Genomic DNA, 25,647 nt, shown 5'->3' on the forward strand with positions numbered 1-25,647 from the left:
ACCACCTCACAGGCGGTTGGCACCGACTCCGTTCCCGTCCTGCCCGGTCGTCGCGTTTGCGGCATTCAGCAGCGTCCAGATCTTCTCCGCGGTCAAGGGCACCGAAGTGATCTTGTCTGCTACCTCAGGCAGGGCCGCAGCCACGGCGTTCACGACCGTGGCGACCGAGACGATCGTGCCGCTCTCGCCGACCCCCTTCATCCCGCCGGGCGTGATCGGCGACGGGTGGGTGAGGTGGTCGACGACGATCGCCGGGATGTCGGCCGAACCGGGGAGCGAGCCGTAGCTGAAACAGGGCTGTACACCACGGCCGTGGACGCAACCCGGCCGTATCTGATCGACGGCTGCCTGGCCGAGACTGGCCTGGTCCGCAAATCTTCGTAACTCTACGAATTAAAGATCAGCAGTGGTAGCCGAACTGGCCGAGGCGGTGGTGGGCGATCTCGATCTCGGCCGGCGTGAAGAGGTCCGCGAAGCGCGGCTGAACGACCAGCGCCTCGACGGTCAGGTCGAGACGCCCACGCTCCCAGAGAGCGGCGAAGCCGTCGGACACCGCGGGGGCGTGCAGCAGCTTGCGGGCCGTGGCGAGGCTGCCGTGCTCGGCGAGCATGCTCAGGAAGTACGTCGCATGGTAGTTCGCCTCGGCGCGCGCCCTGTCATAGACGGAGCGCATCGCCTCGTTGAACTCGGCGTCCACCGCCGTTCCGGCCTTCGGCTCGTCCCCGGTAGCAGGCTCCTCCGCCGAGGACCCCGAGGACCCCGAGAACCCGGAGACCCCGGAGACCCCGGAGACCCTGGAGACCCCGGAGGCGCTCTCGTTGCGACGGGTCACGTAACCGAGCAGGGCGTCGACCGAGGTGAACACCTCGTACCCCAGCTCTTCCAGCCGGGGCAGATCCGCGACGTCCGGATCGAGCTCCAGGACCACGGGCCTGCCCTGCCCCGCCTGCAGCCCGTCCGGCCAGAAGGCCTCGGCGACGGCCAGCGCACGACCTGTGACGGGATCGGCGATCTCGCTGTCGAGCGCCGGTTCGGCGTACCCCAGTCGCACCAGTTCCTCGGCCATGGCCTTGACCTGGGCCGAACGGACGTCGTCCTGCTCGTCCGCGACCACCGTCACCGGCCGCAGCTCGGTGGCCGCCACCGCGGAGGCTCCGTTACGGAGTTCGGTCAGGAAGGACTGCACGGCCTGCGCCAGCAGTTCACGCCGGGCTGCGAGGAAGTCGGGGTAGCGCTCGACCCGCCATAGGTCGGGGTCGGCCGGGATCCACTGCGAGGCGAGCACGCCGGGGTGCCTCTCCTCCGCCTCCGCGAAATACTCCTGGGGAGAACGCTTCCCGATCATGAGGTTGGTGTCCTGGGTCAGGAAGCAGAAGTTCGCGACGGCGTTGACCTGCGACCGGTCGTAGCCGGCCCGGTAGAGCACTGCCTTGGGGAAGATGTGGTGCACCTGCAGAGAGGTGAGCCTGCCCAGCATCTCGGCGCGCAGTTCCAGTCCGCTGCCGAGGTCGCGGGCGCCCTTGACCCGGGTGAGCATGTAGAGGAGCGGGTAGAAGCGTGAGCCCTTGGTGGAGCCGTCGAAGTCATGGGCCTGGATCTCCAGGTTTCCGCCGCGCCAGCGCTCCAGGGACGCGATCAGCCCGTCTATGCCGGACTCCTTGACGATCTCGTAGTCCTGGGCGAGCACCGTCTCGGTCGATCCGGCGAAGCGGCCCCAGAGCGCGGAGTGCACGTACCAGAACAGCACCTTGTCCCGATGGACGGCGTCGGCGAATCGGCCGCCCGGGCTGAGGTGGAGCAGCCGGGAGATGACGGGGATCGCGTAGCGGCCCATGAGCACCTGGTCGTGGTCCAGGCCGAGCCGCCCGGAGGCGGCTTCGAGGAAGTTGCCGACGTACCCGACGGACCTGGTCAGGGCGGTCTCGAAGTCGGTGGCCGACACGGCGTCGAGCGCGGTGAACACCGCCCGTCCGGTCGCCACCGCGGTGGTGTTGCGCAGCAGCCAGTCCAGGGAGAACTCGAATCCCACGCTCTCCCAGCGCTTCAGCTGGTCGCGCATGACCTGCCGGGCGGGAGACCAGTGCGCGCAGATCTTCGCCAGCGCGAGGTCGCCCTTGGACAGCGCGGTGCCGCCGGAGTTCACCCGGTTGAAGATGTCGACGACGACTTCCACGTCCTTGTCGGCCCCGGTGATCTTCTCCTCGTGGAACTCCCGGTCGAGAAGCTGCCGCAACCGGTTGAGCCGCTCAAGGTAGGTGGTGAACTCCGGAACGGAGCTGAAGTCCTTGATGAACGGCTCCAGCCCGTCGGTGAACAGCCGGGTCACGTCCACCCATCTGGGGTCGTCACGCATCTTCGCCGGGCCGTAGAACTCGAAGTTCTCGTCCTCGACGTTGAACCGGAGACCGGTGAACGCCGAGGCGTCTCCCTCGAAGAACGCGGGCGCCTGGCCTCGGATCACCCCGTACAGGGAGGTGATGCGCTGCTGGCCGTCGAGCAGCAGCAGCCGTACGCCGCCGTCGGTCGCGCCGCCGCGTACCGAGGCCTGGTCCGGTTCGGTCTCCCACATCAGCAGGCCGCCGACCGGGTATCCGCGATACAGCGAGCGCATCAACCCGCGGACCTGGTCACGGTTCCAGACGTACCCCCGCTGGAACTCCGGCAGCAGCACGGTGCCGTTGTCGATCTGGTGGAGGAGTACCGAGAGCTTGGCCATGTCCTGCCTTCAGCGTGAGAGACCGATGATCTTAACTGTCGCCGTACGGCTTGCACTTGATCTTTTACTGAAAGTCACGTGGCGAAGCCGGCCAGGAACGGGCTGGCCGTTCCGTGCCAGGAGAGGTGGAGCTGCTCCCGCGCCCGGGTGCACGCGACGAACACCAGGCAGCGCTCACGCTGCAGATCCTGCGCGTGCGTCAGGGGATCCTCCCGAACCGGGGTGACCGCGCTCGACGACGGCACCTGGTGTTCCGAAAGACCGATGATCGCCACGCAGCGGAACTCCAGCCCCTTCATCCGGTGCATGGTCCCGGACCGGACCGCGTCCTCGGCGTCCGGGGCCTTGGCCAGCGACCGCGCCGGGATTCCGGCTCGCTCCAGCACGGTGATCGCCGAGTCGGAGAGCATGTTGGACCGGGCCGCGATGCCGATCTCCCCCGGTGCCACACCCGCGTCCAGCCACTCCCCGATCTTGCCCGCGAGCGCGTCCAGTTCGTCCTTCTGGGTGCGGAAACCGCGGAGCTCCGGCGGCCGGCCGTGCACCTGTGACCGATAGCCGGCCACCATGTCCAGGCCGGCGTCCAGACCGCCGTCCATGTCGTCGATCCGCTCGCCGCGCAGCATGCCCAGGCTCCAGGCGAGGATCTCGGCGGTCGTCCGGTAGTTGATGGTCAGCCGGGTGGAACGGCCCGCGACCCCGATGCCGAGCTCCCGCAGCGAGACCCGGCTCTGGTAGATCCGCTGGTGGGTGTCACCCGCGATGAACAGGTCGTCGGGCCCCTCGGACACGGCCGCGCGGAGCAGCCGCCACTGGACGGGGTGCAGGTCCTGCGCCTCGTCGACGACGATGTGCCGGTACGGCCGCTCCGGCCGCTCGCGGAGCAACCGGGCGGCCTCGACGCAGATCGTCTCGTATGTCCAGACGCGCCGCCGTCGCAGCTCCTCCTCGAACTCCCACACCGCCTGCCACACCTGGGCCTTCTGCCGGGAGCCCAGCCCTCGGCCCCGCCCCTCCCGCTTGGCCTTCAGGTATTCGGCGGCGCTGGTCACCTGCTGGGCGAGCACCACGTGCCGCCACTCCTCGGCGAGGAACGTCTCGGTGAAGGGCGCGTCGAGCTGCTTGACGATCCGCCGCCAGATGTCCTTCTCCTCCTTGTCCCGGAGGATGGCGGCGCGGCCGTGCCGTTCGGCGAAGACCTGGTAGGACAGCTGGTCGACGTGCCGCACGACGATGCGGTCGCGGACCTCGGGTGAGTCGGTCAGCAGTCGCACCCCGGCCTCCAGCGAGGCGGACAGCGTCGAGGTGAAGGTGGTCACCAGCACCGGGCCGGCGCCCTGGCGCGCGAGATGGCAGGCGCGGTGCAGGGCGACGACCGTCTTACCGGTACCGGGGCCGCCGGTGACGCGGGCCGGTCCGCCGAAGGCCGCGTACGCCACCCGGTGCTGCGCCGGATGGAGATAGACCTTCCAGAGCGCGAACGGGTGACGGAACACCTCCATCAGTTCATCCGGGCCGTCGACGAGTACGACCTGCTCGGGGGTGCGCTCGACGGCCGCCGTGATGTCCTCGGTGTCATACGGCTCACGCCCGGCGCCGGCGCCGAGTTCGGCCCACACCTGTTCGGGGGTCATGCCCGCGGCCAGCCCGTAGAGGGCGTCCCACTGGTTCCGCGGCAGGAAGGACCTGGCGGCCTCCAGTTGCACCACGTCGGTCAGCGCCCTGGCGAAGGCCAGGGTCTGCTCGTCGACGCCGAGTCGCCTGAGGTCGGCGTCGCCCGCGTCGTCGAACAGCCGCCGCGGCGCCCGATCCGCCATCCTGGCCAGTTCCGGCAGGGTGGCGTCGATGGCCGCGCCATCCCTGATCTCGATGCGGCCGGTCGCCGTGTTCACCGATGCCCTGCGGCGCTGCGCCCAGGTGTAGGCATCGTCATGCGGCAGCACTTTCAGCAGCGTGAACGAGTCACCGGCCTCGGGCGCGAGCACGACCCCACGCCAGAATTTGTCGATGCGAATCGTCCGGAACCGGGGGTCACGCGCGTTGTTCGGCTTCTCCAGATGCAGTCCGGCATGGGTGGCCTGCTCGAATTTGGCGAAGATCTCCGTGACGCGGTCCTGGACGGATCGGTCGAGCTTTCCGAAGTCACGGAGAAAGTCCTTGTCGATTCCGAGCTTCGGCACGCCGTGTCCTCCGGAGGTTCTCATTTGTGGAAGCGACCTACAAGAATGCTCGCCCTGGTTATCGGCCATCAAGGCTTTCCAGGATTTCCCGGACCTTTTCGACGGTGGGGTGGCGGGAGCCGTATCTACCTTCGAGATCCCGCAGCAGGTCGCTCAGCGTGACCTTCGCCCGCGATCTCCTGCCGGAGCCGAGTTCGAGAAGCCCGATCTGGCGCCGCAACTCCAGCATCCGTTCCTCGTCGACGCCGAACCGTCTCTCGTCGTCCAGGAGCCCGCCGAGCTGGGCCAGGGCCAGGTTCGTCTCGCCGACCGCCGCGTGGCAGTTCGCCTCCATCAGGCGGCAGCGCAGTACGAGATCGTGCTCGGGCCCCTCCCGGTCGGCGAGGTCGGCCACCAGCCTGCCGAACTCGGGAGCGGCCCGCCGGTAGTCCCCGCCGAGGAACAGCGCGTCGGCCAGTTCGATTCGCAGGTCGATCACACCTGAGTCCTTGGGCCCGAGGGCACGGACGGCCGGTTCCACCGCCTCCGCCAGCACGTCCGCGGCCTGGGTGAACCTCGACTCGGCCTTGAGCGCCTCGGCGTCTTTTCTGGCGGACGCGACGGCCTCCTGCCCGGCATCACGCTGCCCGGCCGCCGGCCCGGCGTCGCCCCGGCGACCCCCGGCGTCCCGGGGCGACCCGGGCCGGGGCGACTCGGCCCCGGCCCCGTCCCGGAGCCGCTCGGGCCGTGCCTTCCCGGTCAGCGGCCGATCGGCGGCGGGGCCGGTCGCCGATCCGACCGGCCTCACGCCGACCGACACCACCGCGACCGGCCCCGCTGCGGGCGGCTCGGCGGCGATCCGGCCCACGACGGCCGCGTACATCCGCACCGGGTGGGGTGCGCCGAGGTTCACATAACCGGGGAAGGCCGGCAGGTCGCGGCAGAAGTCCATCAGCCGCCGGTAGACCACGTCGGCACTGGGAGGCCGCTTCTCCGGCTCCTTCGCGAGCAGCCACAGGACGAGCCGCTCCAGCCCTTCCGGCACCTCTCGTCTCCTGGTACGCAGCGGCCGGGGAGGAACGTCGGTGTGGTTGCGCATCGAGGCCAGCGCCGTGGGACCGGCGAACTGGTTCTTCCCACTGAGCATCTCGTCCAGGACCACACCGAGGGAGTACAGGTCACTCCGCCGGCTGGTGGCCTCGCCCATCGCCTGTTCCGGCGCCATGTAATCGGGGCTGCCCACCACGATGCCCGTCGCGGTGAGCTTCGTGACGGCGTTGGAACCGAGCGCGGCGACGATGCCGAAGTCCAGCACCTTCACCGTCCCGTCGGGGCAGAGCATCAGGTTGCTCGGCTTGAGGTCACGGTGGACCAGCGAGTTGGCGTGGGCCACGGCCAGCACCGAGCACACCTGGGCGGCGATCGCCACCGCCCAGGCGACGGGCACCTCGGTCTCGTCGAGCAGCGAGGAGACCGGGCAGCCGTTGACGAGCTGCATGACCAGGTACAGCTCTTCGCCATGCGATCCGCAGTCGTAGACGACGGGCACCCCGGGATGTTCCAGCCGGGCGGTGATCCGCGACTCGCGCACGAAGCGTTTGGTGAGTTCGTCATCGGGTCTGCCGTCGGTCTGCCTGTCGATCCGGATGAACTTGACCGCGACCGGCCGATCCAGACGTTTGTCGTAGCCGAACCAGACCTCCCCCATACCGCCCGCCTGACGGGACACCGGGTCCAGTTCATAGCGATCTCCGACAATTGTCCGCCTGCCCACAACGGCCCGCCTTCCACGGAGAATTTTGGTATTTCCTAACAATCACCAAGGGGTTTCCGGAGAACGTACATGTTCACCGGTGAGACCGCGGAATCCCCGGCTCACCGCAACCGCTCCAGTACGCCCCTGACACGTAGTTCGGCGATGTGCTCGGCCGCCCGCGACGGTGTCGAACCGCCGTACACCAGCAGCCCGGCCTCGATGTTCCTGGCGACCCCGGACTGGGTGAGGTTGGCGCTCGACACGAGCAGCACCCGCCGGTCGGCGACGGCGAGCTTGGCATGCATCTTCGCCCCCTGCCCGTCCCGCCTGGCCGTCGGCCAGTGCCACAGCTCGACCCCGGGGACCGACGCGAACGCCGCCGCCGGCTCGGCGCCGCCCAGCGCGGAGCCCGCGCCCCGCAGGGTCTCGACGACGGCCATCACCGAGACTCCGCGCCGCACCGCCTCGGCCAGTGCGTCCAGCAGCGGCGGGTACGGCTTCGCGGAGTAGGTCATCAGAAGCAGTTCGTGCGACGCCTCGTTCACGACGTCCACCAGGACCTGCGCGGTGGACCGGACCGGCACAGAATGGGTGCCCGGCCCGCTCCACACCGCTTCGACCCGGTGGGCGGCGGCGTGCCGCGCGTACCCGTCGGCGACACCCCGCAGGTACGCCGCGGCCTCCCCGTCCGGTATCCCCTCGGCTTCCTGCGCCGCCAGTACGGCCCGCGCCACCTCGGCGAATCCGGGGGCCGGAACGGCCGAGGGGATCGCCGAGCGTGGTCCGTCCCCTGAGATCCGCTCGGCCAGCGTGCGAACTCGCACCGGTCCGAGCCGGGCGACGGCATCGGCCGCCACCTGGGCGAAGGGAGAGTCCGGCGTCACGGGATCTCGGGGTAGAGGGCCAGGTCTGGGTCGCCGATGGGCACGATGAACCTGCGGTCCAGGAAGCGGTTGCCGCGTTCGCAGGTCGTCTCGGAGACGAAGAGGCAGACGTGGCAGGCGGCGCCGTGCAGGAAGTCCTCGGGTGCCCGGGGCAGCCGCTCGGCGCAGAGCGGGTCGGAGGAGCAGTGCCTGGCCTCCGACAGCGCGCGGCGGGTCAGCCGGACCAGTTCCTCGGGTTCGGCGAGCGAGACCAGCCCGCCCAGGGTGCCCTCTGCGTCCGGCACCGCCGTGTAGATCAGGATCCCGCTGCGCGGGTCGTCCTCGGTGCCGGCGTAGATCCGCTCGGACAGGCTGGCGGAGTTGTAGCCGCATTCCAGCGCGATCGTGCGGATCAGCAGGTGCGAGAGCGTGTGCAGGGCGTAGTAGCGCAGGTCCGGCCAGCCCCGGTACCTGTCGAACCCCAACGGGATCCGGTCGGAGTAGCGGTGGTCGCGGAACCGCCCGTACGCCTCCCGGTGCTCGTGTGGGACCGACCGCGTCTGGCCGCTGTGCTCATCCGTGAAGGAGGAGGCGCGTACCCGCCCCTCCCACGCCGTCAACAGGTCCTCGGACAGCTTCAGGAAGATGCCCTCGCCGCGTACCTCGCTCGCGGGCACCCAGGTGGGCTTGGAGCGGGCCAGCGGTGCCCGGGTCACCAGCTCGGGGTCCTCGAAGTCGGGGGCGTCCAGCCGGGTGAAACCGATCATCGCGCGGACCTCGCGCAGCCGCTCGGCCTGGATGACGTCGGCGAAGTAGCCCTTCAGCAGGCTGGGTACGCCGTCCGGGTGCCGGTGGAGGGTGAAGTCGTCGGTCGGCTCGGGGAGCGTGGGAGCGGAGAAGACCTGCCATTCGGGGGTGAGCAGGTCCAGCCGTCCCTGCACCTCACCGCTCGCTGCCTCCAGCTTGTCGCGGTGTCGCTCGATGGCCGCCCAGACCTCCTCGTTGTCGGGCCACTTCGCCAACTCGTGGGAGAGCGGCGCCACGCGGCGCATGTACTCCAAGATCTCCACCCCGGGGGCATGCTGGAGGCTCTCCCAGAACTGCTCGACCCTGGCGTCCAGCTCGTCCGCGCCCGGCTTGGGTACGGCGAGCGCGGAGAGGGGCTGCGCGAACCACTGGTTGGAGGCGCCCACCACGACGAGGTGCGGCTGCTGCTTGCAGCCGTTCTCGGCGAACGTGCCCAGGTGCGGGTGGCGGCCCCGGCAGCCCGGCAGTTCGGCCCTGCCCTTGCGCCCCATGGCCTCGCGGATGTTACGGTCCTCGCCGCAGCGCTGGCAGGTGATCCGCACGTTGGCCCCGATGTTGCCGCCGAAGTCCTCCATACGCAGGTTGGGCTTGGGCGCCTTGGCGCACTTCTGGCCTCGGTGCACGAACTCCAGGTAGGGGAAGTCGTCCAGGTGCCCGGCCGTACAGGCCAGCACGAAACGGGCGCCGACCACCAGGCGTTCCTTGTTGCCGCGTCCGCACTCGTGGAAGAACCTGGCCTCGTGCGGCTTGCTCGGCTTGTCGTTCCTGAAGCCGAACGCCTGGGTGTCGATCGGCGCCAGCAGGTTGCAAGCGGTGCAGCGCATCCAGCTCGGGAACGGCATGACCGGCACACCGACCCTGGCGGCCTCTCCCTTGGGTTTGGTATCGGTTCCGGGCAGCCAGGGAGCGGGCTTGAGCTCTCCGACGGTCTTGCCGAGGATCGCCTGCACGGCGGCGAGCAGCCGGGCTTCGATGATGACCTGCGGGGTGTCGCCGAGCCTGTCGTACCGCCAGTCGTCCAACCCTCTGACCAGCACCGAGAAGTTCGGCAGGTCGACGATGGAGCCGACGCCGGAGGTGAACATCAGGTGGCTGGGGCGCACGGCCCCCACCCGGCGCAGGTACGGTGCGGAGTCGGCCATTACTTGCCCTTCCCGTTCAGCTCGGACACGCCCATCTCGTCCCCTTCGGGGACCTCCACGCCCGTGCCGTCAGCGTCCGACGGCTGGAACGTCCAGGCCGGTGCCCCGTACGGCACGGCGAAGATGTCACCGCTGCCCGGCAACAGCAGGTTGAGCTCGTTCTCCGTCTCGCGCATCGAGTTGCCGACGGTCAGCGCGTCCCACCGGCCGTTGCCGGCCCGGTTCAGCAGGCCGAGCACGATCTCCTGCTTGGTGCTCTTGCGCTGTTCGTAGCCGAGCCGGGCCGCGCTGCCCTTGGCCTGCTCCCAGGAGTCGGTCACCACCTTGATCCGTTCGGCCAGGTAGTCGCGGGCGCGGACGTCGCCCGCCGCCTCGGCGCGGGTCAGCAGCCGGTCGACGATCCGGCCGACGACCGGCCCGGACAGCGGCACCTCCTCGGCGTCCCGGTTACGTGAGTACGACTCCTCGGCGTTGCGCACCGCGGCGACGAACATGGCCGCGGTGCCCCGGTCCAGCGCCCGGCGAGTGTACGGGGTGACCGACAGCGCCTCGACCTGGCGGTAGAACGTGGCGTGGTAGTGCTCGAAGTCCTCGTAGTGCGCCAGGTCGCGGGGGCGCGACCAGTTGTAGAGCGTGATCACCAGACCGGGGCGTTCGGCGTCGCGGCCGACGCGGGAGGAGGCCTGGATGTACTCGGCGGTGTTCTTGGGCTGCCCGGTGACCACCATCAGCCCGAACCGGGAGACGTCCACACCGACCTGGAGCATGGAGGTGGCGAGCACCGCGTCCACCGGCTGGCGACCCGTGCCGCGCCGCCGCTGACGCTCGGCCAGCGGATGGGCGTTCCGGCGTTTCTCCTTGTTCTTCTCCTTCAGCACGTCGGCCCACTCCGCGCGGATCGCGTACCGGCGCCCCGAGGTGTCCGTCTCCTGGTCGAAGCCGATCTCCAGTTGCTTGAGCACCTCGCTGATGTCTCCTGAGGAGATCCGGGAGGTCAGCTCCACCACGGTGAGCAGGTCTGCCGGGGAGGAGAGCCGGTTGGCGATCCCCTTGCGCCTGCCGTGCGTCCGGATCCGCGTGGTCACGTCGTCGTCCAGATAGCGGCGCATGCCGGCCAGCTCGCGGGTGGCGTTGAAGTAGCCGACGACCGTCATATAGGGGTCGGCGGGCTCGCCGTACCGGTCGAACATGGTCTGCCCGGCCAGGAACAGGATCTCCGCCAGCCTGATCTCGGCGGACTTGAGCCTCGTCCCATGCGCGCAGACCCCGAGGTAGCGGCGGCCGGGCGTCTTCTCGGTGAGCGGCACCTGCCGGGAGAAGAAGGTGTCGGTGACGTCGATGACCTGCGGCGGGAACACCGCGAGCCGGCGACCGAAGACCCCGAGCACCTGGCGTTCGGCCCGTTTGGTGGTCGCGGTGGAGGCGATGATCTTCGGCCCGGTCAGGGTCCCGGGGCGGGGGCTCCAGGTGCAGAGCTCGTCCACGGCCGCCTCGAACAGGCCGACCGTGGTGCCGAGCGCGCCGGAGATCAGGTGCAGCTCGTCCTGGATGATCAGGTCCGGCGTGCGGAGCCGGAGGACCGGGCGACTGACCACCTTGGGCAGCTTCCCCTTGGCGTGGTGCTTCGCACCGCATTTAACGTGCTCGTCCAGGTCGGTGTGGCGGTAGCCGTGCCGGGGGCACCGCTGGCTGACCCGGCCGAACAGGTGACCGGCGAACCCCCGCCAGGGAAGCTGCGCCAGCTTGTCGACGGTGGCGATGACCAGGCTGGGGACCAGCCGGTAGATCTCCTCGTCGACGGTGAGGATCGGCATCCCGTCCCGGCGCGCGGCGATCTCCTCGGCGTCGTCCAGTTCGGAGGTGAGCATCCGGTCCTCGCCGATCCGGGAGAACGGGCAGGGGTCGGCCTCGCCCTCCCGGCCCCGGCCGCAGTAGAGCAGCACCCTCCTGCGGTCATCGTCGGTGAAGAGATTGCGATCCCCGGTCAACTTCTCTCCGCACCACGGGCAGGTCAGCGTCTGCAGCACGTTGGTCCTGCGGCCGGCCGGCGCCTCCCTGGCCTCGTGGATCTGGTCGGCCGCCTCGGTGAACCAGTTCGGGGAGACAGCACCGCCCACCCACAGGCCGATCCGGAACGGCTCCTCACCCCAGGTCGCCGGGTCCGCGCGGCGCTGCACCTCGGCGGCGCAGACCAGGGCGGCGGCCCGCTGGAACTGCTGCGCGGTGAGCAGCCGCAGGGTGTAGCGCATCAGCACCGACACCCCGGACCGACCGTCGCGGGCGTCGGCCCCGGAGCCGACCGTGCCCTGCAGGCGGCGGATCGCGAAGGTGTAGGCGGTCAGGCCGAGGTACGCCTCGGTCTTGCCGCCGCCGGTCGGGAAGAACAGCAGGTCGACGGTGGCCGAGGCGTCGGCGGCCCGCTCGGCGTGCTCGGGGTCGGTCAGCGACGGCAGGTTGAGCAGCACGAACGCGAGCTGGAACGGCCGCCACGACGCGGCGCTCTCCCCCTGTGCCTCCACCTTGGCCATGGCCTGCGGGTAGCTCAGCCCCAGCTCGTCGCGGAGCTTCCCGACCGTGGTTCGGCGGCGCTGCGCGGCCATCGCGGTGTTGGCGAACCGGAACGCGGCCAGCGCCTGGTCGTGGCGGTCCCGCCCGGGGTCGGTGAGCAGCTCGACCCCGTCGCGGATCCGTCTCGCGGCCTGCTCCGCCTTGTACACCGCGTTCTTGGCCACCTCGCGAAGCGGCTCGGGCAGATCCGGGATCCGGTTCCGCTGCCCGTCCAGCCAGGCGGCGTATCCGTCCGCGAGCGGGTGCAGCCCGGCTGCGAGATCCTCCGGCGAGGCCATGGCCAGGACGTCCATGGAGAGCTCGACCTCGGCCAGTGCGGTCCCCTTGCCGACCGGGGCGACGGTGGCGGGCACGTCGTAGGCGGGCAACCAGGTGGTACGCAGCTCCCGCGCGCACCGCTCCCCTTGGGCGACCTCGGCGTGTACGGCGACGTTGCGACCGGAGGCGTAGCGGCGCTCGTGCCGGTAGAGCAGCCGCAGATGCCGCTCCTCCAGGTCGTCGCCGACCGCCTCCAGGTCGTCCACCGGGTCATCGATCGGCAGGAAGACATCGGCGGCCTGGGTGGCGTGGGGATCGGCGGCGGTGGCGGCGGTGGCGGCGGCGGCCGTGGCGGCCGTGATGTTGCCGCTCGCGGCGTCGCCGTCGGCGGGGACGAGGACATCGGTGCCGGGTGCGGTCACGGTCAGTCCGGCCTGGAACAGCCAGGCGACGTCGGGGGTGCGTTCCGGCTCGATCTGCTGGTTGATCAGCGTCAGCTCGACGACCCGGCGGCCGTCCCGCTGCGGCCGGACCGCCACCGCCAGCAGGACACCCGGGTCTTCGGCACGTTCCATGGTGAGCGGAATCCGCTGCGACGGCTCACCGTCGAGCCGGACCGTTTTCCGGTGGTCCACCTGCTTGCGCGTCCAGGTCGAGGCGGTGCGTTCCCTGCCTTTGGCATCCTCGATCATGGTCTCGGTCTTGGTGTAGCGCCCCCAGGAGGCGACGACGGCGAGTGCGTCGACCTCGCCGGGCACCGCGAAGGACAGTCCCATGGACGAGGCCCAGATCCGGCCGAGGTTCTGCGGGGTGAGCACCTCCGGCAGCTCACCCTCGGCGCCGTCACCCTCGACCCCGATCTCGGTCTCCGGCATCTCTCCCGCGTCCTCCCGGGCCGACCGGTGCGAGGGTTTCGGGCCGAGCATTCCGACGAGGTAGCGCTCCCGCGGCCCGGACGTCCCACGCGGTAGTTCCTCGCCGTCGCCGTCCCACGGACCGAGCAGGTCACGCCGTACGAGCTCCTCGAACGCGTCACGCACCTGGAAGGACGTGCCCTGCTCGAACGCCTGCGAGGTGTCCAGACCAGGAGGCACCTGTTCCTTTTTAACCGGTTTATCCGATTTTTCGACTACAAAGTCGAGCCCTTGCTGTTTGTCACCTAAATCCGGAAAAAGGTCTTCCTGGTCGTTGATCACGCCCGCCGATACCTCTCGCAGAGCTCATTCTTTAGCCGTTCATTAGAACAGATTTAGCTCGGCTTTTGGCATGACACTCAGAAGAAAACAGACACAAATCGCGATAACCGACACCTGACGGCATTCTCCATGGACCGTCGTCGCATGCATCCGATCAGACCGGACGAGAACGATATAACCGGCAGAAAACCGGACAGGATCAGTCGGCCATCAGATCAAGGCAGTAGATATCCCAGAACGGCGGCACAGCCCCTGGTATCGGACCTTTTCTACCAATCAGCTGCCAGCCCAAAGCTACATAGAAGGCGTGCGCCTGAGCCGCGTCCGGCTGCACCGAAAGCACCGCGCGGGATTCCGATCTCGGACCGAGCAGGGAGTCGACCAGGCGACGGCCGATGCCTCTCCCCCTCCACCGCTCGCTCACCCCGATGTCGATCAGCGCGAAGGTCCGCCCATCCCACTCTCGCGTGACCTCGGAGGGTACGGGAGTCGTGAACCTCTCCCACCACCTGTGGTCTGTCAGCAGGCGATGTCCGTACGTGAAACCCACGACGTCCGTACCGGACAGCGCGACGGAGATCCCGAAGGTGAGGTCTTCCCGGATCGTGGTCAGCATGTCCTCATGCTCCTGCGCCGCCCGCTCCCCAAAGAGAAAGGGGGGCCGGAGGAAGATCTCGTCATGCAGCCTCCGGATGGAGGCGTGCCAGGAAACAGCCAGTTCTCTGCCACCGGCACGGAGGGAGGCCGCCGACTCGTGCGGTCCTGTCATAAGCCGGAGTCGTTCAACGGGCCGATCCTCTCCCAAAGGTCAGCGGCATCCGAATCGCCCAGATTCTCAAGGAGCGCAGCCGCTCTGCCGAAATAAGCTCGGGCCTCTCCCCGCTGCCCCATTCCTTGGTACGCCTCCCCGACACCGATCAGGGCACGCGACTCGTTGAGCCTGTCTTCGAAGGTGCCGAACGTTGCCAGCGCGAGCCGGTAGCTGGCCCGTGACTCCTCATACGAGCCTGACTCCTTCAGCCTGGATCCACCGAGCCGATTCTGAACTGAAGATCCTGAAATGAGAGGAGGTGCCCTCCGACCTGGGATGATGGGAGTTCTTCAGGCTTCCGCCACCTTGATCGAGAGGACACCTCTCAAGTGCAATTGTTCCACGACTCTGCCAAGACCCATGCGATCTTCGATGAGGAGCGTGTAGTCGCGTACGGCGGGCTGGGGCCGGTGATGCGGTTGGCCGAGCGGTGCGGCCTGAGCGACCTGGCGGGCGAGCACGTCACTCCCACCGGCCGGGACGGCGTGAACCCGGCGGCGAAGATCGGCTCGATCGTAGCCGGGATGGCCTGCGGGGCCGACAGCATCGATGATCTGGACGCACTGCGCCACGGCGGCATGGACACGTTGTTTACCGGTATCCGCGCACCGTCCACGCTGGGATCGTTCCTGCGGTGCCTGGCCTGGGGCAACGTCCGGCAGATCGAGAAAGTGGCCCGCCTGCTGCTGGCCCGGCTGGCCGCCCATACGCCGTTGCTGCCCGGCGCGGACGTGCTCGCCTTCCTCGATGTGGACTCGATGCAGCGACGTACCTACGGCTACAAGAAGCAAGGATCGGGGTTCGGCCACACCAAGATCGGCGGCAAGGGCGTGCTGGTGCGCGGACTGAACGTGCTGGCCTCCACACTGTCCACACCGCTGGCCGCCCCGGTGGTGACCGGCACCCGGCTGCGCGGCGGAAGCGCGAACTCCGCCCGCGGCGCGGCCTGGTTCGTGCGTGAGTCGATCGGCGCGGCACGATCAGCGGGCGCGAGCGCCACCCTGATGATGCGCGGGGACTCGGCGTTCTACACCGCAGGCGTGATCAACGCCTGCCACACGAACGACGTGCGCTTCTCCGTCACCGCCAAAATGGACCCCAAGATCAAGCCGCGATCGCGGCGATCGACGAAACCGCCTGGACAGCGATCAAATACCCCAACGCCATCTTCGACGAACAAGCAGGGGGCTGGATCTCCGACGCCGAGATCGCGGAGGTCGCCTACACGGCGTTCGCCGCGAAGAAGGGCCAGGCCATCACCGCCCGGCTGATCGTGCGCCGGGTCAAACGGCTCAACTCGCAGACCGGGCTCCGGCCAGAGGAACCGTTCCCGCTCTACCGCTATCACGCGATCTTCACCGACAGTCCGTACGCCCTCGGGCAGGCCGAGGAACAACACCGTGATCACGCGGTCATCGAGCAGGTCAACGCGGACTTGATCGACGGGCCATTAGCGCACCTGCCCTCGGGCGTGTTCACCGCCAACGCCGCCTGGCTGACCTTGGCGGCGATCTGCCACAACCTGCTGCGCGCGGCCGGCTGCCTGGCCGGAACCTTTCACGCCAAGGCGCGCGGCGCCACCCTGCGCCGCCATCTCATCGGCGTGCCCGCCCGCATCGCCCGGCACGGCCGGGGCCACCTCACCCTGCATCTTCCCCGGTATTGGCACTGGCGGCACGCATGGATGAACCTCTTCCAAGCCGTCCACCGGCTGCCACCGATCCGCGCGGCTTGACCCGTCCCCGCCCTGCCACCACTCTTCCCTCGACCTCCACGGTCACCCGCGCCCTCGCGCACGAACCCCGCCCCCGAGCCCGTGAACGCCTGGACAATCCGTGACCCGCGCACGGCGGGTTCTCCACACCCCAAATCAGACCCCCGTCAGGCAAAACGGTCCTGGTGAAGGAATCGAACCGAAGAATGATCACCAGAATTCACGCCGTGGATCCAGGTTCAGGGCTAGCCCGAGAGCACATCTGCCCCAGGCGAGGCTCCACTCGTCCTCGATCTCTGCGAATATGCCGAGTGCCGCGCGGCAGTAGTCAGCCGCTTCGGCATGCATCCCGAGCAGTCCGTAGCATTTTCCAAGACTGAGCCAGGCCATCCCCTCCCCCCTTTTCTCCCCGATCGCCTGGAAAACATTGATCGCCTCTTGGGTCACCTCTATCGCCTGGTCCAGTTGCCGGGTCTCCTGGAGAACGACTCCTATCTGCCGCAGCGAGAAGCCCTCGACCCAGCCGTCTCCCACCTCATGTCCTGCCTCGGCACTGTTCTGGTAACACACGAGTGCTTCGTCGAGGCGTCGTAGCAACCAGTTCGCATCACCGAGCCCCAGGTAGTTGCAGGCCTCTCCGTATCGGTCACCGATCGACTTGGCGGCCTCCACTCCGACGGTGTGGATCTCACGCCAGTCCGACCAGTACGAACGGAGCTCGAAAAAGCCGTACATCACGGCCGGGAGTCTCCACGCTATGTCGAACTGTTCGGTTTTCACCGCCATCGCCAGGGCGTCGAGCAGGTTTCCTCTCTCCCGCTCGAACCACTGCATGGCCCTGTCCACGTCATCGAACAGAAGAGGAGTGATCGGCACACCGTCAATGTCGATGGGAACGCTGTGAAATCCCGGCAGAATGACCTTGTGTCCGTTGTAGACACTCATGAGATACCAGAGAAGGCAGCTTCTTACGGCTGTGACACGCACCGAAACGGTCTCTTCGACATTCACCCGCTCAACGACATAAACCCGTAAAAGATCATGTAGATGATATCTTTCCGGCGCCACAGGTTGCACCAGATTTCTGCTCACAAGCGCGTCGATCAGCCGCCGCGCGGTCCTCTGATCCGCTCCGATCAGGGCTGCCGCGGCGGCCACGCTGAATTCGGAGCCCGGGTGCAGGCCAAGGAGTCTGAACATTCGCGCCAGGTCCGGATTGAGCGCCTTGTATGATGACGAGAACACTGCCCGCACATTGCTTAGTTCGTCATCCTCGATGCCCAGCGCGTCAAGCCTGGCATGCTCGTCCGCGAGTTCCGCCGCGAACTCCGCCAGACTGGTGTATGGGTGACTTGTTATGCGTTCGGCTATTATGCGTAACGCTAACGGTAGATAGGCGCAATGTGCTGCCAACTTCTCCGCGTCATCCCGCTCCGCATCGATCCGTTCCGCTCCCACTATGTTCCTGAGCAGTTCCAACGATTCAGCCGGTGAGAGAGCATCTATGACCATACGTACCGCACCCTCCCGAATAACAAGACCTTGCAGCGTGCTACGGCTGGTCACAAGTGTCGTACACATCGGAGAGCCGGGTAGGAGATTCCTCACCTGATCGACGGACGATGCATTGTCGATGACCACAAGAACACACTTACCGTTCAACACGGAGCGATATATCGCCGCCCGCTCCTCGAAGTCCGCGGGTATCCGGTCCGGAGCGACGTTCAGCGCACGCAGGAAGGAGTCAAGGGCCTGGCCGACACTTACCGCAGGGCCTGGGCCGTACCCCTTCATATTGATGTAGAGATCTCCGTCCGGGTAGTGGTGACGCACACGGTGGGCCCAGTGGACCGCCAGGGCGGTCTTACCAACCCCCGGGGTTCCCGCGATCGCCGAGATGACGGCCGACGCGCTCGCCGACTGGCCGTTCTCCGGTGAGTCGCGTGGCAGGAGAGCGTCCAACCTGGCCATCTGTTCTTCCCGGTTGACGAACTCGGTGACGTCCATGGGCAGCTGGCGGGGCCCGGGGAATATCCCCTTGGCTACCGGGCCGACATGGATGCCGCCGTGCACGGTCCCCGCCTGTACGGCCGCTCCCGACTCACCGCTGATCTCGTTGTGCGTGGTGCCCGACGCCTGCCCGTCCTTCAACCCGACTCCCACTGTCCGAAGACGACCGACCACGGATCTCCGGCACACGGTGTGCGCCGCCCGTGGAGTGAGGAAAAATCATCCCGGTCGAGAGCACGCACGCTTCCGTCGCCCGAGCATCAGATCGTCGTAACCGGCTGCATATTCCAAGAACGGAACGGACAGCCCGACGGCCCGGTCACGCCAGTAGTTCGCCTCCACGATCCTTCGTGGATCCTCGACCAGCTCAGCGGAGAGAAAGGTCCCCTCCGGGGTGTAGTTCATGATGAGCAGCCGGACGGAGTCGAAGAGCCAGTAGTCGACTCTGGGCAGGCCTTCCGGCCATTCATGCTCATCGACCGGGATGACCCTGACGTCCTCGCCGGCCGCAACCGTATGCCGATAAGACCATGCGCATTCGAAGCGAATGTAATCCGACAGCGGTTCCATCAACACATGAACGCGATGGAATCGCTTTCCTTCCTCGACCCCTGCCCTGACCATGTCAACCCAGTCTTCGATTCCCGAGAACCGGCCACGCGGCCCGCCGACGAGAAAGCGATCAAACGCCTCCTGCTCGTACGAGACGTCGTAGGCCTGCAGAGTTTCCAGACGATAGGCCGTGTGGCGAAATTCAACGAAAAGGCTGTTGAATCGGGGATCGCTCAGTGACAGAAACGTTGTGGCCGACACGAGTCCGCCGTCACCGGTCGGCCTGGTAGCGCCGAATCGCACCGAGAATGACTTCGGGATCGATTCGTACAGCGGTCTCACCGGGCAGCAGGTTCGCCAGCTCCCCCATTGTGGCCTCGTCCACCTGGACGCCCTGCACGACCATCTCGCCGCTGTCCGCTAAGTAGACACTTGGGCAGCCCTGCCCTCCGGAGTTAGAATCTTTGCAGAGCATGGTCAGTTTCACGACCACTCCTCTTCTCGCCACTCCCGTGGCAGCTATATGCAAATTGAACTTAAAATAACATGGCAATCACGAGAGGTCAACAGTAAAGACAAAATTCGCATGGCACATTTAAACGCAACCCTAACGCATTATTACGGCCATTCGCACCAGGATCTTCCACTCAACGAAATCGCCAATTTCGCTCTGTTACATATTCAATGTCCTGGTTGAGCACACCGGCAACGCAGGTTGAGTGTGCGGTGCCTCCATCCTTGGCGGGCACTCGGACAACGCCTCCGTACAGACCGGAGCACGCCCCGACACCCAATCGAAAATCAATTCGATGGAGGGCGGACACAACTTCACAAAGGCGTGACCCTGGCGATGTCGACCGCCAACGGTACGAGCGAACACAGAACAAGCGCTGCCGACTCACGGCGAGGTAGGAAACTCTGCCGTGCGCTGTTCTGGTCGCGGTCCGGTGACCTCTGTACGGTCCCGGCATGGGCGCTACGCGCTGGACCTGGGTCAACGGCCATTACCGGAATCAGAACGGCAAGAGGGTCTGGGTGCGTGGGCATCCACGCCGGTTGCCCGGCGGTCCGGGTGCCGACGAGGTCGGTGCGGGCCTAGTGGCGGTCGTCGGGTTCATCCTCGTGCTCGCAGCCATGATCCCGGCAAGCGGCAGCTCACCAGCTGAGCTGCGTGAACCGATACCGGCGACCTCGCTCCCCGCCGACCTTCCCGGGACGGAGTCACCACCCGAACCGATCGAGAGCGAGCCTCCCCCGGAGCCCACGGAGAACGAGATCCCTCCAGAACCGACGGGTACCGGTTGGCCATAGATCACGAGAGTTCAGGTCGCCCCGGTTGTTCTGATGCCACGTACTGATCACGAGCCCGTGAGCCTTGTTCCGGGTCGCCGCAGCCGGAATGTACGAGGTGTGATGAGCAGCGAATAGTCTGGCCACTTGTCATAAATCATGACAAGTGCAATAGGAAGGCATCCGTGACTGACGATCAGCGACATGGCCGTCGACGGCAGGACCGCCACGTATGACTCGCCTCGCTAAAGTCCTGGTCAGCGCGCTGCTGATCGGAACGGGGTTCGGCGCGGCGACCTCCCTGGTCAACGCCGTCTCCCACCACTATGCGGACCTCGAAAGTCGGATCGCCACGACCAGCGGGGCGTCGGTCATAGAGATCATGAGCGTGCTGCTGGACTCCGGCTGGGCCTGGGCGGGATCGGCGGTCGCCGTGGGGTGGCTGGTCACCCGCGCCGGGGAGAGCCGTCCTGCGGCACTGGCCCAAGGCGCTGTCGCCGGCGCACTGTCCCTGCTCGCGGCCACGGCGGCCTACAGCGTCGTGGAAACCATCCGCAGCGACGGGTCCCTGTCCTCCTGGTACGAGTCCGAGCCGCTCGTGTGGTGGATCACCAGCGTCATCTTCGGGGCGCCCCTTGGGGCCGTGGGTGCGTGCGTCAAGCGGCCGGGAGTGATCGGTCTCCTCGCGAGATTGACCGTGCCGGTCGGCGCCGCCGTACAGATGATCGTGCTCCCACCTGGTAGGAACGAGGTGATCGCGGCCATCGGGAAGACGGTCGTGTGGGTGGCGGCTGCCATGAGTATCGGCTTCGTCGTCTTCCGCTTCCTCAGCGTGAAGCGGCGCCGGCCCTCTCCGATAGGCACGGAGTCAACGCAGGACGGACGATTCACACTATTGGCCGAGGAGCGGATCACCACCAGCGAGACCGCGAGGCATCCACCGTTGACCTAGTCCGGTCGAGTTCCTCCGCTGGTAGGAGAACAACGGCAAGACGGCTGCGAACTGGCGCAATATCCGATCTTCACGCCAATCTTTCAGAGAGGGTTTCGCGGCAAGACCCACAACCAATCGTCTTTGGACGCTGCGCTCGCTTCTTCTTGGCAGCCGGAGCCTCGTAGGGGTCCAGACCATGCACGGTCAGTCGCCACACTCCTGATCGAAGCTGGCTGGCCTCGCTGCACATCGCCGAGAGATTGCAGGCGATCAGTCCCTTGCGTTCCTCGATCTTCGACTCGCCCGGCAGCAGGAACACCGCGACCTTGGCCTTGAGATATGCCTCGTATTCGTGCGGGCGCTCGAATATACGGATGTCACAGGCGATCACCAGCCAACCTCGCTGCCCGACCAGAGGTAGCCAGCGCTCATCGGCGGCCCCCAGCGCCTCATCTCGCGAGCCGAACAGTTCCGCGGGAGTGTGCACCAGGTAACCCAGCCCGGCCAGCAGCTTACGGACACTGCGGCTCACACTGTTCTCATCGAGGTAGAACTCAGGCGGCGTGGCCCAGGAGGATGCGGGTGGCGGTTCTGACATCGTCGAGGGTGACTCCGAGCTCATCGGCGATCACCTCCGGCTCCTCGCCGGCCTTCATCATGGCCGCCACCTCGGACACCCGCGTGCGCGTCTCCGCGAAGATCGGCTGCCCGAACGCCCGATGCGGATCGACCACCACATTCGACGGCAGACAGCTCCGCAGTCGCAGGCTGGCAGGAAATCCGTCCTCGGCACGGACCACATAGTCCAGATAGTCGGCGACGATCTCCCGGATGACGTGCTGGCCCGTCCGCGCCTCGATGAGTCCCGCACCGGCCTCCGTCCGCGAGAAATCCCACAGCACGTCGATGCCATCCGTCGCCAGTTCGGGAGCGAGAAGGACATACTCGTGACCGAACTCCTGCTGAAGCCGCTGGAGTGCGGGCCGGATCCTGTTCGGCTTCACCCCGGCCCGTTTGAGCGCGTCCAGCACATAGGCCTCGGCCATGGCGACAAATGGCACGGTCGCCTGCCGGGAGCCGCCGGGGGGAAGAACGTGCAGCAGCGGACGCCCCCGCTCGTAACCTCTGGCCCAGCGGTTGAAGGTCTGCTGCCGGATATCGAGGAAGCGGGCAGCGTCGCTCTGATTCAGCAGACCCCTCCGAGTCCGGATGTCGTCCACGTCGCTCGCCTCCTCCCGTTGTCGTGCCTGCTGTCATCATCGCCGATCGGCCTATCACCGGGCAGGGGGCCTCGCCGCTTTCGCAATCATTGCGACCGGCAGCAAGGAGATCATGATGGGGCGAACCGACGGGCAGAACCCGCCCACCGGTCGGTCGCGGCACAGTTTCGCACGTGATCAGGCCGCGAGTCCGTGGTTCAGACGATCGCGGCCCTCGTGATCCGGCATGCTGTCGCCGTACGGCTCAAGCCGGTCAGCGAACAATCGATCGCTCCTTTTCAGGGCTCAGCGGCTTCTCGGGGTGGCGGTGGGGCTGCCAGGGTGCACCAGACGATCTTGCCGCCGGGGGTTGGGCGGTAGTAGCCCCAGTCGGCGGCGAGGAGGTCGATGAGGTGGAGGCCTCGGCCGCTCTCGTCGTCCGGGGCGGGGGTGCGCAGGACGGGCGGGGTGCGGGCGGCGTCCCAGACGCGGAGCACCACCGTCTCGCCGACCAGGTAGAGGTCCATCCAGATTCGGTCCGGGTCGGCATGGGCCGCTTCGACGTCGGCAGGGTACGAGGTGTGCGCCTTGACGGCGTTGGAGACCAGCTCGGAGACGACGAGCTGGGCCGTCTCGATCAGGTCGTCCCGTCGCCAGCCCTCCAGCACCCGCTGGACGTGCACCCGAGCGTAGTAGGGCGAGGTCGGGAAGACGGAGAGTTCCAGGTAGTGCTCTGTGGTGGCGACACCGGTCATTTTCACCCGCTCCTGGTCAGTACGTCGGGCATAGGACCGGCACCGTTCGCAGACGGGGGACGCCGCGCTCTCCCCCACGGGGGACGAGGGGAGCACGGTGCCGGTCCTACGAGGAAGTACGGCCGGGGAGCGTCGCAGATGTGTCGCCGGTCGTACCGCTGAGGCCGGACGGACACCCGGTACGGGGTGGGCCGCCTCGGGAGGGAAGATCGTCCGCCCGGCCGTCTGGGGAAATCATGCGTTTCGCCTTCCAGCGGGGAGCCCGCCTGGAAAGCTTACGGAGTGAGCATGCACCATCACCATGAGTAAATGCAATGCAGGTTCTTACACTGCCCGCATAGTCCAGAGAGGTGCTGAAGATGCAGGAGAAGGATGAGTTGGGGGCAGTTGCACCCCTGCCACGGATCAAGCGTCAACCGCCAACGGTGCGCCTGCGGCGTCTGGCAGCCGAGCTACGCCGCCTCCGCCAGGAGGCCGGACTCTCCCAGGCCGAGGTGACCGAGAAGACCGACGTCAACCTCGCTACGCTCCACCGAATCGAAACGGCCAAGACCAAGCCGCAGCTCCGGACACTCAACGCCCTGCTCGACGCTTACAGCGTCACCGGCAGCCAGCGCACCGACCTGGTGACGCTACAGAAGGAGGCCAAGCAGCGCGGGTGGCTGCACGGCCTCGAAGCAGACCTCCCCGACAAGTACAGCGCCTATATCGGCCTGGAGGCCGAGGCCCATCAGGCCATAAATTACGAGTCGCTGTTCATCCCCGGCCTGCTACAGACCGAGGACTACATGCGGGCGATGATTCGCGGTGTCCGTCCGACCGTTACCGATGACGAAATCGAGGATCGTGTCGCTGCCCGGATGCAGCGACAGGCTCTCCTGGAGGGAGACACACCGCTGCACCTATGGGCGATCCTGGATCAGGCCGCCCTGTTCCGGGCGGTGGGCGGTGATCTCATCATGCGCGCTCAGCTCAAACATCTGGCCCAGCAAGCCAAGCGCCCGCATATCACCGTCCAGGTCATCCCGTTCTCCGCTGGAGCCCACCCAGGTATGCCCGGCAGCTTCATCGTCTTGAAGTTCGCTGCGGACAACCCCGATGTGATTCACATCGACAGCATGGCCGGCGACCTTTTCCTTGAGGAAGAAACAGATATCCAGCGGTATAACGATATGTGTCAGCATCTTCGCGCGGTAGCGCTCAGCCCCGCCGACACAGCAGCGCTACTCGCATCTCTACACAGAGATCACTAGCGGAAGGAACCGAGATGCAACCAGATCTATCCGGTGCACGCTGGCGCAAGAGCAGCCTCAGCGCCGACGGCCCGAGCTGCGTCGAGATGGCGTTCGTCGGCAACGACGTCGCCGTCCGCGACACCAAGAACCGCGACGGCGGCACCCTCATCTTCCGCCGCACCGACTGGACCACCTTCATCAACGGCATCAAGAACGGCGACTTCGCCCCCCTCTCCTGACCACCCCGAAGAACTCCAAAACCGACAGGACCGAGTCCCGCGAGGAGAAGATCCGAGGCCGCCAGCCTGCCACAAAAAAGCGAGGTCCCGCCCAGTGGGCGGGACCTTCAACCAACGGCGCATGTCCGATGGCGTGGTCAAGGTCGACAAACAGGCCCATTTCCATGCCCGGCAACTCACTTGGAGTAATAGGCGCACCCACGCGGCCACCGCCTCGGGGCCGGACAGCGCGAAGGCCGGACGCCCGATTCCATCGGGAGGCCCGGCCTCACTTCCGCACCCCAAGGGGTGCGGCACAGCCCGTCTCGCCAAGAATGACCAGGCAAGCATGTTGAGCCATAAAAGGCGCGAGAGCCGGGTGCCCGATTCCATCGGTGGTCCCGGCCTCACTTCCAACGCCCACCGGGGGCGCGGCACACCCAGCCTGCCTCACCAAAAGCGACCGAGCAAGCACTTTAAGCCATATGGCGGCCGATCCCACGCACCCGCCTTCGGCTCCCAGCCGGCACAGACGGCCACGGCCATCCAGCAACGCCACCGTTCCCCGTACGGCGGACACCTCCGCGTCCTGTCAATCTACCATGACCGCGACCGCAACGGCCCGGCTCCACGCCATCGCCGCAGCGCCGCCCGCTCAAGGCATGGTGCTGCCTCGCGGCGAAAGAGCGGGGTCGTTCCCAGTCCCCGTACTCCCGTTCGAGCGGCGCGCGAAACCCGCACCTCTTTAACTTTGCGTGACGATATATTCACTCTGTGCTTACGAACGTCTATGTTGACGGGCTCAACCTCTTCTACGGCCGTCTCAAGGGCAGCCCGTACAAGTGGTTGGACCTCGATGCTTTCACCCGGCGCCTACTACCGGAACATGAGATCCACCGCATCCGCTACTTCACCGCCAATGTCATGGCATGGCCGGATGACCCCGACAAGCCAAACCGGCAGGACTTCTACCTCAGAGCCCTGGCCACGATTCCACATCTCAGCATCCACCTCGGGCGCTTTCAGGTCAGCACAGTCCGGATGCGCCTGGCCCATCCTCCCCCGGTCGGCCCGAAGACGGTGGAGGTGATCAAAGTGGAAGAGAAGGGAACGGACGTCAACATCGGCGCCTACCTGCTCTCCGACGCTCTCGGCGGTGACTGCGAATTCACTGTCGTGATCAGCAATGACGCCGATCTCGCGGAACCCATCCGGATGGTCTGCCATGACCATGGCCTGCCGGTGGGCATCCTCAACCCCGGCCGACGCTCCAAGGGCAGTTGGCAACTGCAGCAGATTCCGCCGACCTTCTTCCGCCAGATCAAGACAAGCGCCTTCGAAGCCTGTCAGTTCCCTGAGAGGCTCAAAGATCACGAGGGAGACATCGAGCGTCCGGCGTTGTGGCACCCGGACCTCTGGCGGAAATAAGTGAGGCCCCGTCCAATGGGCGGGGCCTTCAACCAC

At 66.9% G+C, this 25,647-nt stretch carries 19 protein-coding genes and 1 pseudogene; 5 read left to right on the plus strand and 15 right to left on the minus strand.

Going from position 1 to position 25,647, the window contains the following annotated elements:
- Positions 1–6 precede the first annotated feature (6 nt).
- From OG884_RS07590 to OG884_RS37425, 9 genes are all read right to left on the minus strand, one after another.
- Complete coding sequence (locus OG884_RS07590) at positions 7–201, minus strand: hypothetical protein (RefSeq protein ID WP_326643534.1); 195 nt, start codon at positions 199–201, stop codon at positions 7–9.
- Positions 202–400: 199 nt separating this feature from the next.
- Positions 401–2,716 carry a GmrSD restriction endonuclease domain-containing protein gene (locus OG884_RS07595; protein WP_326643536.1) on the minus strand — a complete coding sequence of 772 codons (2,316 nt, stop codon included), beginning with the start codon at positions 2,714–2,716 and terminating at the stop codon, positions 401–403.
- Positions 2,717–2,790: 74 nt separating this feature from the next.
- On the minus strand, positions 2,791–4,896 hold the full coding sequence (locus tag OG884_RS07600) for a UvrD-helicase domain-containing protein (RefSeq protein WP_326643538.1): 2,106 nt from the start codon (positions 4,894–4,896) through the stop codon (positions 2,791–2,793).
- 58 nt (positions 4,897–4,954) lie between these two features.
- Positions 4,955–6,604 carry a serine/threonine-protein kinase gene (locus OG884_RS07605; protein WP_326643539.1) on the minus strand — a complete coding sequence of 550 codons (1,650 nt, stop codon included), beginning with the start codon at positions 6,602–6,604 and terminating at the stop codon, positions 4,955–4,957.
- Between the two features lie 146 nt (positions 6,605–6,750).
- Positions 6,751–7,515, minus strand: coding sequence for a DISARM system phospholipase D-like protein DrmC (drmC, locus tag OG884_RS07610; protein ID WP_326643540.1), 765 nt, complete (start codon positions 7,513–7,515; stop codon positions 6,751–6,753).
- Positions 7,512–9,443 (minus strand): DUF1998 domain-containing protein, encoded by a 1,932-nt coding sequence (locus tag OG884_RS07615; protein ID WP_326643543.1) that lies wholly within the window; start codon positions 9,441–9,443, stop codon positions 7,512–7,514. Before OG884_RS07615 ends, drmC begins: the two co-directional genes overlap by 4 nt.
- Positions 9,443–13,363 carry a DISARM system helicase DrmA gene (drmA, locus tag OG884_RS07620; protein ID WP_326643545.1) on the minus strand — a complete coding sequence of 1,307 codons (3,921 nt, stop codon included), beginning with the start codon at positions 13,361–13,363 and terminating at the stop codon, positions 9,443–9,445. The genes OG884_RS07615 and drmA overlap by 1 nt, the downstream gene beginning before the upstream one ends.
- A gap of 301 nt (positions 13,364–13,664) precedes the next feature.
- Positions 13,665–14,234, minus strand: coding sequence for a GNAT family N-acetyltransferase (locus OG884_RS07625; protein WP_326646874.1), 570 nt, complete (start codon positions 14,232–14,234; stop codon positions 13,665–13,667).
- Positions 14,231–14,557 carry a tetratricopeptide repeat protein gene (locus OG884_RS37425; protein WP_442811716.1) on the minus strand — a complete coding sequence of 109 codons (327 nt, stop codon included), beginning with the start codon at positions 14,555–14,557 and terminating at the stop codon, positions 14,231–14,233. The genes OG884_RS07625 and OG884_RS37425 overlap by 4 nt, the downstream gene beginning before the upstream one ends.
- Positions 14,558–14,605: 48 nt before the next feature.
- Here OG884_RS37425 and OG884_RS07630 point away from each other — a divergent pair.
- Positions 14,606–16,011, plus strand: a pseudogene (locus tag OG884_RS07630) (IS1380 family transposase).
- Between the two features lie 189 nt (positions 16,012–16,200).
- Here OG884_RS07630 and OG884_RS07635 read toward each other — a convergent pair.
- The 3 genes from OG884_RS07635 to OG884_RS07645 form a co-directional block, all read right to left on the minus strand.
- Positions 16,201–18,141, minus strand: coding sequence for an ATP-binding protein (locus OG884_RS07635; protein WP_326643547.1), 1,941 nt, complete (start codon positions 18,139–18,141; stop codon positions 16,201–16,203).
- Between the two features lie 78 nt (positions 18,142–18,219).
- Entirely contained in the window at positions 18,220–18,813 is a 594-nt protein-coding gene (locus OG884_RS07640; RefSeq protein ID WP_326643548.1) for a DUF6879 family protein, read from the minus strand.
- 10 nt (positions 18,814–18,823) lie between these two features.
- Complete coding sequence (locus OG884_RS07645) at positions 18,824–19,039, minus strand: hypothetical protein (protein WP_326643550.1); 216 nt, start codon at positions 19,037–19,039, stop codon at positions 18,824–18,826.
- A gap of 1,035 nt (positions 19,040–20,074) precedes the next feature.
- Here OG884_RS07645 and OG884_RS07650 point away from each other — a divergent pair.
- Complete coding sequence (locus OG884_RS07650; protein WP_326643552.1) at positions 20,075–20,794, plus strand: hypothetical protein; 720 nt, start codon at positions 20,075–20,077, stop codon at positions 20,792–20,794.
- Positions 20,795–20,864: 70 nt separating this feature from the next.
- Here the strand turns inward: OG884_RS07650 and OG884_RS07655 are convergent, their stop codons facing one another.
- From OG884_RS07655 to OG884_RS07665, 3 genes are all read right to left on the minus strand, one after another.
- Positions 20,865–21,308, minus strand: coding sequence for a hypothetical protein (locus tag OG884_RS07655; RefSeq protein WP_326643554.1), 444 nt, complete (start codon positions 21,306–21,308; stop codon positions 20,865–20,867).
- Positions 21,309–21,330: 22 nt separating this feature from the next.
- Positions 21,331–21,996: a DUF433 domain-containing protein gene (locus tag OG884_RS07660; protein ID WP_326643556.1), complete on the minus strand. Its 666-nt coding sequence runs from the start codon at positions 21,994–21,996 to the stop codon at positions 21,331–21,333.
- A gap of 278 nt (positions 21,997–22,274) precedes the next feature.
- Positions 22,275–22,730, minus strand: a complete 456-nt coding sequence (locus OG884_RS07665) for an ATP-binding protein (protein WP_326643558.1) — start codon at positions 22,728–22,730, stop codon at positions 22,275–22,277.
- 359 nt (positions 22,731–23,089) lie between these two features.
- Here OG884_RS07665 and OG884_RS07670 point away from each other — a divergent pair, with 359 nt between their 5' ends.
- The 3 genes from OG884_RS07670 (at position 23,090) to OG884_RS07680 (ending at position 25,611) form a co-directional block, all read left to right on the plus strand.
- Complete coding sequence (locus OG884_RS07670) at positions 23,090–23,983, plus strand: helix-turn-helix domain-containing protein (RefSeq protein WP_326646875.1); 894 nt, start codon at positions 23,090–23,092, stop codon at positions 23,981–23,983.
- A 14-nt stretch (positions 23,984–23,997) separates the two neighbouring features.
- Positions 23,998–24,204: a DUF397 domain-containing protein gene (locus OG884_RS07675; RefSeq protein WP_326643560.1), complete on the plus strand. Its 207-nt coding sequence runs from the start codon at positions 23,998–24,000 to the stop codon at positions 24,202–24,204.
- 753 nt (positions 24,205–24,957) lie between these two features.
- Complete coding sequence (locus OG884_RS07680; RefSeq protein ID WP_326643562.1) at positions 24,958–25,611, plus strand: NYN domain-containing protein; 654 nt, start codon at positions 24,958–24,960, stop codon at positions 25,609–25,611.
- The last annotated feature ends 36 nt before the right edge of the window (positions 25,612–25,647 follow it).

It is taken from the genome of Streptosporangium sp. NBC_01755, assembly GCF_035917995.1.
Taxonomy (GTDB): domain Bacteria; phylum Actinomycetota; class Actinomycetes; order Streptosporangiales; family Streptosporangiaceae; genus Streptosporangium.